The following is a 13,579-nucleotide window of genomic DNA, read 5'->3' as shown; positions in this document are numbered from 1 at the left end:
GGAATGGACCTTCGCCAACGACACCATCGACGAGCTGAAGGTGACCTACGACCGTAAGGACGGCAAGCAGGTCACCATCCCGTGCGTCACGATCTTCCACACCGACGCCGAGGGCAAGATCGACGACTACCGCGTGTACTTCGACGTCGCACCCATCTATGCCTGACCTTCGGCTGCGCTATCAGCTTGCCGACAAATCCGTCTGGCGCGTCGGCTACGGCGCAATGCAGCTCGCGGGGGATGGAGTCTGCGGCCCACCGCGAGACCGTGACGAAGCCATCGCGGTCTTGCGGGCCGCCGTCGATGCTGGGGTGGATCACATCGACACCGCGCAGTACTACGGGCCCGGGGTGGTCAACGGACTGATCCGCGAGGCTCTCTATCCTTATCCCGACGACTTGGCGCTGGTGAGCAAGGTGGCTGCGCGCCGCGATGATTCCGGGGCGGTGCTGCCCTACGACGACCCCGACCAACTGCGGGCCGGCATCCACGACAACCTGACGACGTTGGGAGTCGAGCGACTCGCCGCCGTCAACCTGCGGGTGATGGACAACGCCGTGCCCGACGCCCGGTTCGTCGACCAGCTCGGCGCGCTGGCGACGGCCCGAGACGAGGGGCTCATCGGCGGAATCGGAATCAGCAACGTCAGCCGCGACCACCTTGCGCGCGCACTCGAGGTCACCGAGATCGTCTGCGTCCAGAACTACTTCAATCTCGCGGCTCGCGACGGCAAACCCATCCTCGATGACTGCGCCGTCCGCGACATCGCGTTCGTGCCGTTCTGCCCCTTGGGTTTTCCCCAGAAGCAGCGCGAAGCGATCCTGACCAACCCGGCAGTCACCGAGGTCGCGGCTCGCCACGTCGCGACCGCCAGTCGGGTTGCCCTGGCGTGTCTACTTGCCGTCGCGCCCAACGTGTTGTTGATTCCGGGCACGCGCGCCCGCGGCCACCTCGCTGACAACCTCGCCGCGGGTGACCTGCAATTGACAGATGACGATATGGCCCTGCTCAACCAAGAATTCAGCCAACACGACGACTAGGAGGCTTCCATGAACCTCGCGCTGTGGATCATCGCGATCGTTCTCGCGGTGGGATTCGCCGCAAGCGGTCTGATGAAACTGTTCGTGCCCAAAGACAAACTGGTCACCGCTGGCCAGGGTTGGGCGGCCGACTTCAGCCCGACCAATATCCGATTGATCGGGGCCATAGAGATTCTCGGCGCGCTCGGGCTGATTCTGCCTGCGGCCCTGAATATCGCGCCGATACTGGTACCACTGGCTGCGGTGGGGCTTGCGTTGGTGATGCTCGGTGCCGCCGTGACGCACGCTCGGCGCAAGGAAATCCCGAACATCGCGGTGAACGTGGTGCTGCTCGTGCTCGCAATCGTCCTTGCCTGGGGCCGCTTCGGGCCGTATTCCTCTACGTCGTAACGACTATGACGATGCCAGCGGTGGTGTTGACCACAGACGGACGGATCACACTACAGGACCGTCCAATCCCGACCCTGCCACCCGATCAGGTCCTTATCGAAGTCGATCTGTGCGGGATCTGTGGCAGCGATCTGCACGCATCCCAGCTGCCGCAGGTGTACCGCGGTGACTGCATCCTCGGCCACGAGCCCACCGGCCGGGTCTCCGCGGTGGGCGACGACGTCGCCGACTGGGCCGTGGGCGACAGGGTCGCGGTAAACCCCAATGGCAACGTCGACGGCACCTGCGCCTACTGCCGGTCGGGCCGGCCAAACTTCTGCAGGCACGCCACATTGGAGACGGCACTCGGGCTGCAAGCCGACGGAGCGCTGGCACCGCTGATGGCCGCGTACCCAGGACACCTGCGCAGAATCCCCGACGGGCTGGGCACTCTCGAGGCGGCCTGGGTCGAGCCCACGGCGACCGCGCTGCGCGCAGTGGAACTCGCAGGCGAGCTGACGGGGCGTACGGTGTTGGTGACTGGCGGCGGCCCGATCGGACAACTCGCCTGCAGGATCGCTCACCTCAAATCGCCAGCGCAGATTCTTCTCATGGAGCCGGCCCTACAACGAGCCCAGTTCGCAACCGCCTCGCATGCCGCGTTGATCGAAGGTTCTGACGACGCGGTGGTCGACGTCGTGTTCGAGTGCTCGGGCAACGCCACCGCCACCTCGACCGCCCTGAAAATGCTCGCCCCCGGCGGCATCCTGGTGGTGGTCGGAGTCGGACCCAACCCAGGCCTCGACTCGGCGACGATCCTGCTCAAGGAAATCACGGTGCGGGGTTCGTACATCTATGCCGACGAGTTCGACCGAACGATCGAGCTGTTGGCCACCGGGCAAGTCGCGGTGGCAGACCTCACCACGGTCGTCAGCCCGCTAGCCGACGCGCTGACCGCGTTCGACCACCTTCGCGCGGGCCGAATCATGAAGGCCCTCATCGCACCCCACAACCAATGAACCCACGTTCCTTGTCTCCGCGGCGAACCGATTGAGGGGGGCCTGCTGCGCTACAGCGAGGCAAGCAGGCCCCGCATGGTGGTGATCTGCTGCTGCTGGCTGGTGACGATCGACTGGGCCAACGTGATAGCAGGTGGGTATTGACCGGATTTGATTTCGTCTTGGGCCATCGCGATCGCACCCTGATGGTGCTGGATCATCCCGGTTAAAAACTGTCGGCTCGCGTCGGCACCTTGGGCGTCTTGCAACGCGGTCATAGCGTGGTCGGGCAGCATCCCTGACATGGTCATGCCTGGTGCCATCGACATCGTCGGCACGCCCCACTGGCGCAGCCAGCCCTGCATCTGCTGGATCTCGGGCCCCTGTGCGGCCTTGATGTCGTTGGCCAACTGAATCACCCGAGGATCGATGCCCTGTTTGCCTAGGATGATGTCGCTCATCTGGATGGCCTGCTGGTGATGCGGAATCATGTTCTGAGCAAATGTGACGTCGGCTTGGTTGTGCTGCTGGTCGGCCGACGCGGAGCCGGACGCGGCCGGCGCACCCGCCGACGTAGTGCTGCTGGGGGAGGTGGCCTGATTGCCCGAACCGCTGCATGCGGTCACGGTCACCAGGGCCGCGAGCGCGGCCACCGCGACCGTTAGCACTCGTTGCCTGATCACAGTTGTCCCTTCTCTTAATCGACACCGTTTGGGCGCCGGATCGCCCCTTGGCATATATACCCTACAGGGGTATAGCTAAGGTTGGATGGTTTCACAGCGACGGCTACAGCGGCAGGTCGCGGTGCTCATCCGGTTGGGCACGTCGTCGGCTCAGAGACTGTCTGGTCAGCGCAGGTCATGACTTGCGGCGCGGCTTCTCTCGCAAGCGGGCATTGGTGGATTCAAGTTCGGCGTTGTCGGACTGCAACTGGCTGTTCTGGGCTTCCAGGTCGAGGATGTGGGCGATGCCGGCCAGGTTGACCCCGTCGTCGATGAGTTCCGTGATCCGTTCCAGGCGGGCCAGGTCGTCGTCGCTGTAGCGGCGTGTGCCGCCCTCGGTGCGTGAGGGGGTGAGCAGACCGCGCCGCTCATACAGGCGCAGCGTTTGCGGGCCGATGCCGGACAACTCGGAGGTCACCGAGATGCTGTAGACCCCACGCGCGGAGCGGGGTGTCGAGTCGTCGGTCAACCGGCGCCTTCCTGTGAACCAGGGCAACTTCTTCTTGCACAAGACCAGCGCAAATGCTATATAACAAGATTGAAATAAACTATATCAAATAGCATAGATCCGATCCGACGGCGCACAAACCTGACACGAGGGGTCGGCTGCATCCGGGGGACAGTGGGGGTGCATCCGCCACCGCCCCGGGTGTCTCGGTTTCACCGCCGGCGTCGCGTATTGGCTGGCTTGGTCGAGGCGAATCGATGGTGTCGGAGAATCTCGATCCCTACACGGTGCTGGGCGTGGGGCACACAGCCAGTGCCGCGGAGATCACCCGCGCCTACCGCACGCGGCTGCGTGATCTGCACCCGGATACCCGGGTCGTTCCCGCAGAGGCGATTCCAGTGGCCGATGCGCAGCTGTGGCAAGTGCTGGCCGCCTATGCGGTGCTGCGCGACCCCGGCCGCAGGGCAGACTACGACCGGACCAGCACACAACCCCGCCTGGCGGGCCCAACGCCGCACCAGAGTCGCGGACTCGCTGGACCCGTGCAGATCCCGGTCACCCACGTCGACAAACACAACCAGGCCCCCGTCGGCCAGTGGTCGCGATTATGGGCTGGGCCGCCCCGCCAACAGTCCCGCAAAATCCGGGTACGGGTCCAATACCGCAACACCTCGAACGCCGACCACGAAAGACGCTGTTAGACAGCGGACTCGCTCAACAAGCTCCCTGGCCGGTGGGTAGGTCCTACGCTTCTATTCAGCGACGCGTTCTAGGACCACGACGGGAATGGTGCGGCCCGTTTTCTGTTGGTAGCCACTGTAAATTGGAAAGCGTTCGACCACCTTCTGAAAAAGACGATCGCGTTCGGCGCCTTCAGTGAGCCTGGCCCGCACGTCGAAGGATTCGTTGGGCAGTTCCACGGACGCTGCTGGGTTGGCCACCAGATTGTGGTACCACGCGGGATGCGTAGGCGCGCCGGCCTTCGAGGCGATGATCAGGTAGCGATCGCCATCCTGGAAGTAGACCAGCGGGATGGTGCGAGTCGTGCCGGTTTTGGCGCCGATCGTCTTGAGCAGCAGCACGGGAAGGTCGGCAAACTGTCCGGTTACCTTGCCGGCGTTTGTCCGGAATTGCTCAATTAGCAAATCGTTGTATCGCTGCTGCGCCGGCGGATCGGTCGCGGCTGTGTAAATGTCCAGGTTGGGTAGTGGCTCAGTCATGTCGATGGCTCCTTTCGGGTAGTTATGTTGTGGTGGCGCCCTACGCCGCGGTACATCGATGTAGACACCGGTGCTCGCTCGAGCGGGCGGTGCGCGGCCGAATGCCTAACGGCGACTGATGCGTTCGCGCGATCCACCCCTAGGATGCGGCAGGCTTACGCGCACCGGCACCGCGGTCAGGATCGGTCATACTGTGGCTCGTAGGTCAGCTTCACAATGTTCGAGAAGGACTTCGTCGCGGTGAGTTTCATTGCCGCCGTTTGGTCTTGGTGAAATAGCAGACCTCCCGACCCGGCTATGAACGGATGGACCGACAGGTCGAGCACGTCAAGCAGCTGAGCCTTCAACAGGGTCTGCGCGAGCAGCCCGTGGCCGAAGACGAGCAGGGGGCCACCGTCTTGCTGCTTGAGCTTGGTGACCTGCGCCGCGACATCGCCGCGCACGATCACCGAGTTGTCCCAGTCGGCGTGCTCCAACGTCGAGGAGAACACGTATTTGGTGATCGTCGTGAGCCGATCGGTCCAGGGATGCTGCTGCCGTCCCGAAAAGATCTTGGCTAACTCCTCGTAGGTGACCCGGCCCATCAGCATGGCATCGCTCGACACCAGCAGGCCCAGTCCGTCGCGGTAGTAGGCGTCGTCGCGGTAGTCAAAAAACCTGCGAGTTTCAGGTCCCGCGAACACGCCGTCGATTGAGGCAAGGGTGTATTCAATGATGTTTCTCATCGGTGTCTCCTGATTCGTTGTGCTTTGGCGAGCTCGCGACGCAGCCAACCCGTCACTCGGGCAGACACCGCGGCCCGGGCAAGTCGGGCGCAAGCGCCCGACTTGCTGCACCCGCGGGGTCAATATCGGTGGAGGCCTTGACATGGAATAGGGGTGCGGTGGGCGGTGACAGAGGAGCTATTGGCCTGGGCCCGCGCGGGCGACGGCCGCGCGTTTGGGCAGCTGGTCGACCCGTTTCGACGGGAGCTACAGGTGCATTGCTACCGGATGCTCGGTTCGGCCCAGGATGCCGAGGACGCCCTGCAGGAAACACTGTTGGCCGCCTGGCAGGGCCTGGGCGGGTTCGAGGAACGCGCCTCGTTGCGCACCTGGCTGTACCGGATCGCGACCAGCCGCTGTCTCAACGCGCTGCGTTCGGCAAGCCGTCGGCCCAAGTCGGGCCCGCCGGTGAGCGGGCTTGATCTGCCCGAGCCATCCGGGCTCGGTGAGGTGGTGTGGCTGCAGCCCTACCCCGACCTGCTTCTGGATGGTGTCCCCGCCGACGCGCCGGGCCCTGAGGCCCGCTACCAGTCAAGCGAGGCTATATCGCTGGCGTTCATCACGGCGGTGCAGCTGCTGCCGGCACGTCAGCGCGCCGTGCTCATCCTGCGAGATGTCCTTGGATACTCAACGCGCGAGGTGGCCGACATGCTCGATTCCGGCGAGCAGGCGATAGCGAGTGCACTTAAACGCGCCCGCGCGACCCTACGGCAGGAGCTCGACCGGTCACCTGAGCACCTGCCGCCGCCGGCGCCGAACTCACCCGGCGAACAAGAGCTTGTTGCCGCATTCACCCGCGCGTACTCCAGCGCAGACGTGCAGGGCCTGGTCGCTTTGCTCACCGAAGATGTACGAGTGTCCATGCCGCCGTGGCCATTCCAGTATCGGGGCCGCGACCTTGCGGCACAGTTCCACACGGCGGTGACCTTCCGTGAGGGGCGCACCTACCGGCTGATACCGACCCGGGCCAACGGCCAACCCGCCTTCGGGCTCTACACCAGAGATCCGCACGCTTTGGTGCTGCACGCCAACGGCCTGATGGTGCTCACCCTCGCGGGCGACCACATCAGCGCCCTGACGCGGTTCGACAACAGCGTGCTCCCCAGCTTCGGACTCCCACGAACACTGCCGAGTTGAAACCAGTTGGGCTCAACTTCAGCCGCGCGGCATGGAGCCAATTCACATGGTCGCGGCAGGGCGTCGAGCTCTCAATTGTCAGCGACCGTCGCCGCTCAGGGACTCGCCGCGAGAATCGACCGCACCGGCCCGCGCTATCTGCGGCTTCCACCCCTCGGACGGCGCTGGTGGCGCGTCGTCATATTCGTCGTGCCGCCGCCACCACTCATACGGCGGCCCCTGAGGGTAGCCCGGCGGCGAATCCTCCCAGCTCTCCTGCCGCCCGAGGGCCGTCATGTCCAGATAACTCCACGTATTGCCAAGTGCCTCATCACCGCGACCGGTAATGAAATATGTGCGGAACACTCGGGCGCCGTCGCGGATGAAGGCGTTCGTGCCGTGCCACTCGTCCACTCCAAAGTCGATGTCGAAGCTATCGGTGATGGTGTACCACGGCATTTTCCAGCCCATCCGGTGCTTCAGCCGCGCGATGTCGGGTTGCGGTGCACGCGAGGCGAACACGAGGGTCGTGTCGCGGGCATTGAGGTGGGCGAGATTGCCGACATGGTCGGCGATCATGGAGCACCCAAAGCAGGCGCGGCCGCGCTCAACACCGGCCGTGTCTTCAGGTTGGCCGTGCACACCCGGATCGAAGAATGCGCGGTAGAGGATCAGCTGACGCCGCCCGTCGAACAGGTCGAGCAGGCTCATCGTCCCTTCCGGCCCCTCGAAGTTGTACTGCTTGTCCACGGCGATCCAGGGCATCCGCCTACGCTCCGCGGCAAGCGCATCATGCGCGCGGGTCACCTCCTTTTCTTTGACGAGCAGTCGCTGCCACTCTTCCTGCCACTGCTGCGGCGTCACAATCCGCGGTGTTGTCATCGCAATATCCCTTTTTGATTGTCGTCCAGCGGTTGTCGACACAGCCGGATGCCGGTCAGGCACTGAACGCTCAACAGAGCTGTTAAACGTCTCGCTTCAGCACACCACGCAGCGAAGGCTACAGTCAACAGAGTGGTTGAAGATCAGGCGTTGGACCGGGCGTATCCCGCGCTCGCCGATCCGACCGGGGTTCCGGTTATTGGAGCCCCTGCGCGAGGATAACGTTCGCCGGTGTGCGTTTCACGCGACGTGCGGTCAGTGGAAGGTGATGTTGCCCATGTCGATGGCGACTAGAAGCGGCTCGGGGATGAGCTGGTAGTCGCCCTGCCAGGCGTAGCCTCGTCGTGTGGTGGGGATGATGATGCCGTCGACGTCGCGGTAGTCGGTGGCGTAGAGCAGCCCGGTCGCCCCGCCGATGACGTCGATGGTGAAGTCATGGCGGCGCAGCAGCCCGTCCGGGCCGAAGCACGAGATCTGCTCGCGGGTGTGGCTTTTGACGTGCTCGGGGAATGTCACCTTCAGCCGCCGCCACGTTTCACCATTGACCTCGATCGGGGCGATCTCTTCGGTGATGAACCCGGGCCAGGTGTAGAGGAACGGCGTATTCAGATAGGTCCACATGGCCTCCCCGGTGAAGTAGGCCAGATGAAGGTCGTTCCACGGGGTCTCGAGTTGATGGCCGTCAAACGACGCCTCCGGCTCGTCGCGTGCATCGATAAGCGTGCCGTCACGGCGCTGGAGGACGACGCGGTGGGGCTCAAACACCGACCGCTTGCCTTGACCAACGAAATCCACCGCGAGCAACTGACGTTTGGTGTCCACCTCTAAGCGAACGTCCTTGAGCGCATCCACCTTGCCCTTGACGTGCCAGAGGGCCCCGGTGATGGAGGCGTCGACGGTGATCGAATTGAGCTGATTCCATCGGTCCATGCCGCCGTGGGCGGTGACGGCGCGCTCGAGTAGATCGTTCATTTCTGGTCCTGACTACTAGCGGGTTTCTGTCGCCTGCGGCTCGCTGAGCGAGTCATCGATATGGAGGCGGCGAGTGGCTGAAACTCATCGCACCTAGCGCCTGAGCACCACAGCGGGGCTTCAGCGCATTGCGTGCGCTGGCCGGTGTACATCTAGCTCGCCGGGCCGGCGCCCATCGGGGCAGCGGGCTTGGCCGATGAGTCTGGCAGGCGCGCGGCCTCTGTATTGGTGGAGGTGGTGTGTGGTGAGGAGAGCCGCGGTGGTGCAGTACTTCACGACCAACGAGGGCGCGCAACGCAATCGCGAGCTGATCGAGGACGTGTTGATTGAACTGGCTGCCCGAGATCCCGGGGGAGTCCAGTATCAGGTGTTGGTGTCCGACGACGGGCTCGGATTCATGCATGTTGTCGCGTTCGACGGCACCGCCGACCCATTCGCGGACTGCGATGCCTATCGCGAATTCCACCGGGAACTCGCCCAGCGCCTGGCCACACCGCCGGTCGTAACGCATGCGGTTTTGATCGGCTCCTATCACGGCCGCCCAGCCATCAGCGCCGCTGAATCCACCGAGCCAGACGATGCGGTGATCGAACGTCACGGCGATGAGTTTGGACCGGTGGGCGCCTCAGTAATGCCGAGGAAAGGAGTCAAAATGAACGTTTCGCATACCGCGTCGCGCGAGGAGTGGCTGGCCGCGCGCCTGGACCTGCTGGCCAAGGAGAAGGCCGCCAGCCGCCAACTTGCCGCGCTGGCCGAGCAGCGCCGCGCACTTCCCGCGGTGGCCATCGACAAGGACTATGTGTTCGAGGGTCCCCACGGCAAAGTGGCGCTGATCGACCTGTTCGAGGGCCGCAGCCAGTTGATCGTCTACCACTTCATGTGGCTGCACGACATCGACGAGGGCTGTCCGAGTTGCTCGTTCGCCGTGGACGACATGCCCGATCCGATCCATCTCAACGAGGGTGCGGATACCACACTGGCGCTGGTGTCGCGCGTGCCGTACGCAAGGCTCAGCCAGTTCAAGGCCCGTATGCGATGGCGGCTGCCCTGGTACTCCTCACACGGCAGCGACTTCAACTACGACTTCCACGTCAGCAGCGACGATTCGATCGCACCGATCGAATACAACTACAAGGACAAGGCCACGCTGGTGCGCGAGGGGCTGGACTACGTGGCCACCAACGGTGCCGACGGGCAAGGCGTCAGCGTCTTCGTCCAGGATGGGGGCAAGGTGTTTCACACCTATTCGGCCTACGGTGTCGGTGCTGATGTCATGCTGAGCACCTACCGGTTCCTCGATCTGACCCCGCTCGGCCGGCAGCGCTACATCAACGAATGGCCATGGCACGACACGTACGGGACACCGCATCGCCATGAGCATCACCACTGATGGAGGGGGAGAAGACTTCGCGCGGCAGGCCGAGCCGTTTCGGGGCGAGCTGATCGGCTACGGCTACCGCATGCTCGGCTCGGTCGACGACGCCGAGGAAGTCGTGCAGGACGTCTACTTGGAGGCGTGGCGGGCCTACGACCGTTTCGAGGGGCGTTCGTCGCTGCGCACATGGCTGTATCGCATCGCCACCCGGGCGTTTGTGAAGGCCCTCGAGCGCCGCAAGCGTCGCCCGCTGCCGTCGGACCTGCATGCGCCGGCCGCCGACCCCACAGCGCGCGTTCGAGCCGGTGATCCGGAGCTGGCATGGTTGCAGCCCGCCCCTGATTCGCTGCTGGCCGCCACGACCAGCGACCCGGCCACTGTGGTGGCTGCGCGCGAAACCATGCGGCTGGCCTTTGTGGCCGCGTTGCAGCTCCTTCCGCCGCAGCAGCGGGCGGTGCTGATCCTGCGCGACGTATTGGCTTGGTCCGCAGCTGAAGTCGCGGCACTGCTCGATCTGAGCGTGGCCGCGGTCAACAGCGCGTTACAGCGCGCCCGCTCGCATCTGCCCGCAGACAACGATTCGCTGGTGCAGCCGTCTGAGCAGCGGCAGCGTGAATTGCTTGACCGGTATGTGGCGGCATTTCAAAACGCCGACGTTGATGAGCTGGTCGCGGTGTTGACCGACGACGCGCGCTATGAGATGCCGCCGTTCATCACATGGTTTCAGGGCAGCGCGTCGATTGGCGCCTTCCTCGGTCCGCGCATGCGTGCCTTCGGCAACACCCCAGTCGTACGCACGTCGGCCAATGGGCAACCCGCAATTGCCCTGTACCCGGCGACCGCTGACGGACAGCACCACCTGCACGCCCTACATGTGCTCACCCTGGCGTCGCACGGTGTCGGCCGCATCGTGGCCTTCATGGACATCGATGCGTTGCGGCGCTTCGACCTGTCCCAGGAGTTGTCGACGGATGCAATGTGATCACGAGATGCTGCGATAAGCCCCCTCTCGTAAAGTCTTGCGCTTCAGTGGGTCAGCACGCGGTGAGCTGGAACAGTTTGAGCGGGCCGTCCGCGTCGACCAGCCGGAAACCGGGGCGGCCCATCGGGTCGGCCAGTCCGGCGTAGCCCTTCCAGCGGTTGTCGTTCGCCCAGAACTTGCCGTCGCCGATCAGCAGGTAGCGGACGTGCAGGTGGCGGGCGACGGTGCAGACCTGTGGGTCGGTGGCGGCGTCGCGCAGGTGCGCAGCCAGGTACTGCTCGGCAGGGGTGTCCGCCACGCCGAGGTGCGGGAACAGAGTGCGGCGGTCGGCGACGGCCCAGAGCAGGGCACTGCCGTCCCAGGGATTGTCCGCCACCACGGCGTCCGTTGGGATCTGCGGCGCAATCCGGATGAAGAACGCCCGCGCCCTGGCGTCGACCAGCCAACCCTCGGTGTTGACCTTCCCGGCCAGCGCTTCGGTCCGCCGGTAGGTGAGGATCTGCACCCGGTCATCGAGGTACAGGCCCTTGGTACAGATGCTGAGCAGGACCAGGACCAATACCACCGGCAGGGCGGCGGACCGAAACGGGAGTCGGCCGTCGACCTGGCGACAACCCTTGCCGCCCAGGGCTTTCCGGTCGAGCACCGCCTGATGCACGCGGCCGCCGAGGTAGACGGTGGCGGCCACGGCGAGCGGCACGGCGGTGACCGGAAGCATCGCGCCGAGCCGGTAGGCGTCGTTGTACCAGTAGCCGGTGAACTTCTGCGTGTCCGACCGGTTGATCGCCGCGGCCAGTACGAACAGCGCTGCAGAGAACGTGTACCCGGCGACCAGCCAGCGGAGTTCGGACCGCCGGACGGCCAGCACCAAGCCGATCACCACGACCACGGACAGCGCCCACAGCGCGTTGAACCCGTTCGTCGCGGTCGGGCCTCGGGTGGCGTTCAGCAGCACCTGGCCGATCGCCTGCGTCGGGGACTCGTACGGCGGCCAGTGATGGGTGCGCACCGGGGCGAGTGCGGGCGTGGTCGCCGCCCACCACCAGCCTGCCCCGACAACCAGCACCGCCGCGGTCACCTCGACCACGCCGCGAACTGGCCGGCCGTCCCGCGCGAGCCGGAGCGCCCGGCGGCCCAGCGCAACGCCCACCGGGAAAAGCGACAGCACGGCCAGGCTGAACACCGTGCTGGTCTGGGCCAACGTCTGCGCGACGAGCACCACCGGGAGCAGCACCCACGCCCGGCCGCGCCCGAGCACGTCGTCGGTGGCCTGACCGCAGATCGACAGCACCACCGCGAGCGCGGCCGGGAGTAGCGACGTCGCCAGCAGGTTCGGCCACAGCACACCGAAACCGAGCATCCCCCAGGGAAACGCGGTGAACGCGATGCTCAGCACGCCGGTGACCACGAGCGCGGCACCGGACGGCCCGAACACCTGGCGGGCCAGCAGCAGGCAGCCCAGCGGCCACACGACGACGGCGACCACTGCGGACATCAGGTTGGTGGCGAGCAGGATCGTCGACCCGGTACCGAGCACGAGCAGCGAGGTCAGGTCGTGCCAGGCCGCCGGGTAGAAGCCCGCGGGTAGGTCGGCCGTGCCCAGCGCTTTCAAGGTCAACGAGGATGCGTTGCGCGAGTCGAGAATCCAGGCGACGGCGTTGTAGTGGAAGACCGCGTCGAAGGTCTGCGACACTTGGTCCGGGCGGCCCAATCCGAGCGCCACGGTGATCCCGCCGAGCAGCAGCGCGGCCCCGAAGCCTGCCAGTGCGGCCGGCCGGCCGGCCGAATCGGTCGGGGCGGATCGACCAAGCCGGTTGTCGCTGAGGCGACGCAGTAGCCACGTTGCACCGGCGGTCAGCCCAGCCACCAACAGGACGACGGCCAGCACCAGTGGCACGGACCAGCCGAGGCCGAGAGTCCTGGTAACCACCCCGGCCGACGCCACCACGGCGATGGTCAGCGTCGGCGCGAGCGCCCAGGCCGCGAGGGAGTGCAGCCCGAGCGCGTAACCGAGCAGCAGTCCCGGCAGGAGCACCAGTACGGCGCAGGCCAGCCCTACCGCCAACGCCGCCATCCAAGCGGACACGTGATGCCCTTCCCCGCTGCCCGCACCGGTACGGACACCCCGATTCCGGAGACGCGAGGCAGTCTAACCAGGGAATCCGGTCCCGCGGGTGCGCCGCCGAGAATGAGACTCAGACCCGCTGGGGGCCGCGCTTGAGCGATCGAAGGCTGGCCGGGCGGGGAATAGCGTGGTTTAGACGAGCGTTCACAGCCGGCGAAGCCGACAGATAAGGGTGCGAATGAAGTTCGGGATCTCCACGTTCGTCAACGACGACAGTATCGACACGGTATCCCTGGCGCGTGCAATCGAGGAGCGAGGTTTCGCGTCGCTCATGATCGCCGAGCACACGCACATTCCGGCTAGCCGGGACACTCCCTACCCGCGCGGTGGCGAGTTGCCGGACATCTACTACAAGACCCTGGATCCGTTTGTCACGCTCGCCGCGGCGGCAGCGGTGACCTCCAAAATCGAACTGTTTACCGGGATCGCACTGCTCATCCAGCGCGATCCGATCATCACCGCGAAGGAGACCGCGAGCATCGACCTGATCTCGGGTGGTCGGTTCGTGTTCGGTGTAGGCGCCGGCTGGAACATCGAGGAATTGCGCGACCACGGCACGGACCCGA

At 65.2% G+C, this 13,579-nt stretch carries 15 protein-coding genes; 8 read left to right on the top strand and 7 right to left on the bottom strand.

Translation table 11 applies throughout. The features are described from left to right. The first annotated feature begins 158 nt into the window (after positions 1 to 158). The 3 genes from VE759_RS03350 to VE759_RS03340 are packed head-to-tail and all read left to right on the top strand — an operon-like array spanning position 159 to position 2,428. Positions 159 to 1,040, top strand: coding sequence for an oxidoreductase (locus VE759_RS03350; RefSeq protein WP_324928220.1), 882 nt, complete (start codon positions 159 to 161; stop codon positions 1,038 to 1,040). Between the two features lie 9 nt (positions 1,041 to 1,049). After that, a complete protein-coding gene (locus VE759_RS03345; RefSeq protein WP_324928218.1) occupies positions 1,050 to 1,430 on the top strand; it encodes a DoxX family protein in 381 nt (126 codons plus the stop codon). A gap of 20 nt (positions 1,431 to 1,450) precedes the next feature. Further along, positions 1,451 to 2,428, top strand: a complete 978-nt coding sequence (locus VE759_RS03340; protein ID WP_324928216.1) for a zinc-dependent alcohol dehydrogenase — start codon at positions 1,451 to 1,453, stop codon at positions 2,426 to 2,428. Between the two features lie 50 nt (positions 2,429 to 2,478). Here VE759_RS03340 and VE759_RS03335 read toward each other — a convergent pair whose 3' ends face one another. Together VE759_RS03335 and VE759_RS03330 are read right to left on the bottom strand one after the other, a co-directional pair. Beyond that, a complete protein-coding gene (locus VE759_RS03335; protein WP_324928224.1) occupies positions 2,479 to 3,087 on the bottom strand; it encodes a DUF305 domain-containing protein in 609 nt (202 codons plus the stop codon). Positions 3,088 to 3,265: 178 nt separating this feature from the next. After that, positions 3,266 to 3,598, bottom strand: a complete 333-nt coding sequence (locus VE759_RS03330) for a heat shock protein transcriptional repressor HspR (protein WP_324928214.1) — start codon at positions 3,596 to 3,598, stop codon at positions 3,266 to 3,268. Between the two features lie 236 nt (positions 3,599 to 3,834). On the opposite strand from VE759_RS03330, the gene VE759_RS03325 reads away from it, so the two are divergent. After that, the gene (locus VE759_RS03325) at positions 3,835 to 4,278 is read left to right on the top strand and encodes a J domain-containing protein (RefSeq protein WP_324928212.1); all 444 of its coding nucleotides are present in this window, start codon (positions 3,835 to 3,837) and stop codon (positions 4,276 to 4,278) included. 51 nt (positions 4,279 to 4,329) lie between these two features. On the opposite strand, the gene VE759_RS03320 is transcribed toward VE759_RS03325, so the two are convergent. Both VE759_RS03320 and VE759_RS03315 read right to left on the bottom strand, forming a co-directional pair. Further along, positions 4,330 to 4,797, bottom strand: a complete 468-nt coding sequence (locus tag VE759_RS03320) for a nitroreductase family deazaflavin-dependent oxidoreductase (RefSeq protein ID WP_324928209.1) — start codon at positions 4,795 to 4,797, stop codon at positions 4,330 to 4,332. A 176-nt stretch (positions 4,798 to 4,973) separates the two neighbouring features. Next, positions 4,974 to 5,522, bottom strand: a complete 549-nt coding sequence (locus tag VE759_RS03315; protein ID WP_324928207.1) for a dihydrofolate reductase family protein — start codon at positions 5,520 to 5,522, stop codon at positions 4,974 to 4,976. A 165-nt stretch (positions 5,523 to 5,687) separates the two neighbouring features. Here VE759_RS03315 and VE759_RS03310 point away from each other — a divergent pair, with 165 nt between their 5' ends. Next, entirely contained in the window at positions 5,688 to 6,698 is a 1,011-nt protein-coding gene (locus VE759_RS03310; protein WP_324928205.1) for a sigma-70 family RNA polymerase sigma factor, read from the top strand. Between the two features lie 78 nt (positions 6,699 to 6,776). Here the strand turns inward: VE759_RS03310 and VE759_RS03305 are convergent, their stop codons facing one another. After that, positions 6,777 to 7,559 carry a DUF899 domain-containing protein gene (locus tag VE759_RS03305; protein ID WP_324928222.1) on the bottom strand — a complete coding sequence of 261 codons (783 nt, stop codon included), beginning with the start codon at positions 7,557 to 7,559 and terminating at the stop codon, positions 6,777 to 6,779. A 255-nt stretch (positions 7,560 to 7,814) separates the two neighbouring features. After that, positions 7,815 to 8,531 (bottom strand): hypothetical protein, encoded by a 717-nt coding sequence (locus VE759_RS03300; protein ID WP_324928203.1) that lies wholly within the window; start codon positions 8,529 to 8,531, stop codon positions 7,815 to 7,817. Positions 8,532 to 8,775: 244 nt separating this feature from the next. On the opposite strand from VE759_RS03300, the gene VE759_RS03295 reads away from it, so the two are divergent. Next, positions 8,776 to 9,921 carry a DUF899 domain-containing protein gene (locus VE759_RS03295; protein WP_324928201.1) on the top strand — a complete coding sequence of 382 codons (1,146 nt, stop codon included), beginning with the start codon at positions 8,776 to 8,778 and terminating at the stop codon, positions 9,919 to 9,921. After that, positions 9,905 to 10,888: a sigma-70 family RNA polymerase sigma factor gene (locus tag VE759_RS03290; protein ID WP_324928199.1), complete on the top strand. Its 984-nt coding sequence runs from the start codon at positions 9,905 to 9,907 to the stop codon at positions 10,886 to 10,888. Before VE759_RS03295 ends, VE759_RS03290 begins: the two co-directional genes overlap by 17 nt. 52 nt (positions 10,889 to 10,940) lie before the next feature. Here the strand turns inward: VE759_RS03290 and VE759_RS03285 are convergent, their stop codons facing one another. Further along, positions 10,941 to 12,974: a DUF6541 family protein gene (locus tag VE759_RS03285; protein ID WP_324928197.1), complete on the bottom strand. Its 2,034-nt coding sequence runs from the start codon at positions 12,972 to 12,974 to the stop codon at positions 10,941 to 10,943. A 217-nt stretch (positions 12,975 to 13,191) separates the two neighbouring features. On the opposite strand from VE759_RS03285, the gene VE759_RS03280 reads away from it, so the two are divergent. After that, positions 13,192 to 13,579, top strand: a 388-nt coding sequence (locus VE759_RS03280) for an LLM class flavin-dependent oxidoreductase (RefSeq protein WP_324928195.1), incomplete at its 3' end; no start/stop codon positions are given.

The organism is Mycobacterium sp., from assembly GCF_035640695.1.
Lineage (GTDB): Bacteria > Actinomycetota > Actinomycetes > Mycobacteriales > Mycobacteriaceae > Mycobacterium.
Note: the sequence above shows the minus strand (reverse complement) of the source record. Positions and strands in the feature narration are given on the sequence as shown.

What these genes read in the sequence shown, in the direction of transcription:
- VE759_RS03350 (WP_324928220.1), top strand. Translation starts at nt 159, where the DNA reads ATGCCTGACCTTCGGCTGCGCTATCAGCTTGCCGACAAATCCGTCTGG.
- VE759_RS03345 (WP_324928218.1), top strand. Translation starts at nt 1,050, where the DNA reads ATGAACCTCGCGCTGTGGATCATCGCGATCGTTCTCGCGGTGGGATTC.
- VE759_RS03325 (WP_324928212.1), top strand. Translation starts at nt 3,835, where the DNA reads ATGGTGTCGGAGAATCTCGATCCCTACACGGTGCTGGGCGTGGGGCAC.
- VE759_RS03320 (WP_324928209.1), bottom strand. Translation starts at nt 4,797, where the DNA reads ATGACTGAGCCACTACCCAACCTGGACATTTACACAGCCGCGACCGAT.
- VE759_RS03315 (WP_324928207.1), bottom strand. Translation starts at nt 5,522, where the DNA reads ATGAGAAACATCATTGAATACACCCTTGCCTCAATCGACGGCGTGTTC.
- VE759_RS03305 (WP_324928222.1), bottom strand. Translation starts at nt 7,559, where the DNA reads ATGACAACACCGCGGATTGTGACGCCGCAGCAGTGGCAGGAAGAGTGG.
- VE759_RS03300 (WP_324928203.1), bottom strand. Translation starts at nt 8,531, where the DNA reads ATGAACGATCTACTCGAGCGCGCCGTCACCGCCCACGGCGGCATGGAC.
- VE759_RS03290 (WP_324928199.1), top strand. Translation starts at nt 9,905, where the DNA reads ATGAGCATCACCACTGATGGAGGGGGAGAAGACTTCGCGCGGCAGGCC.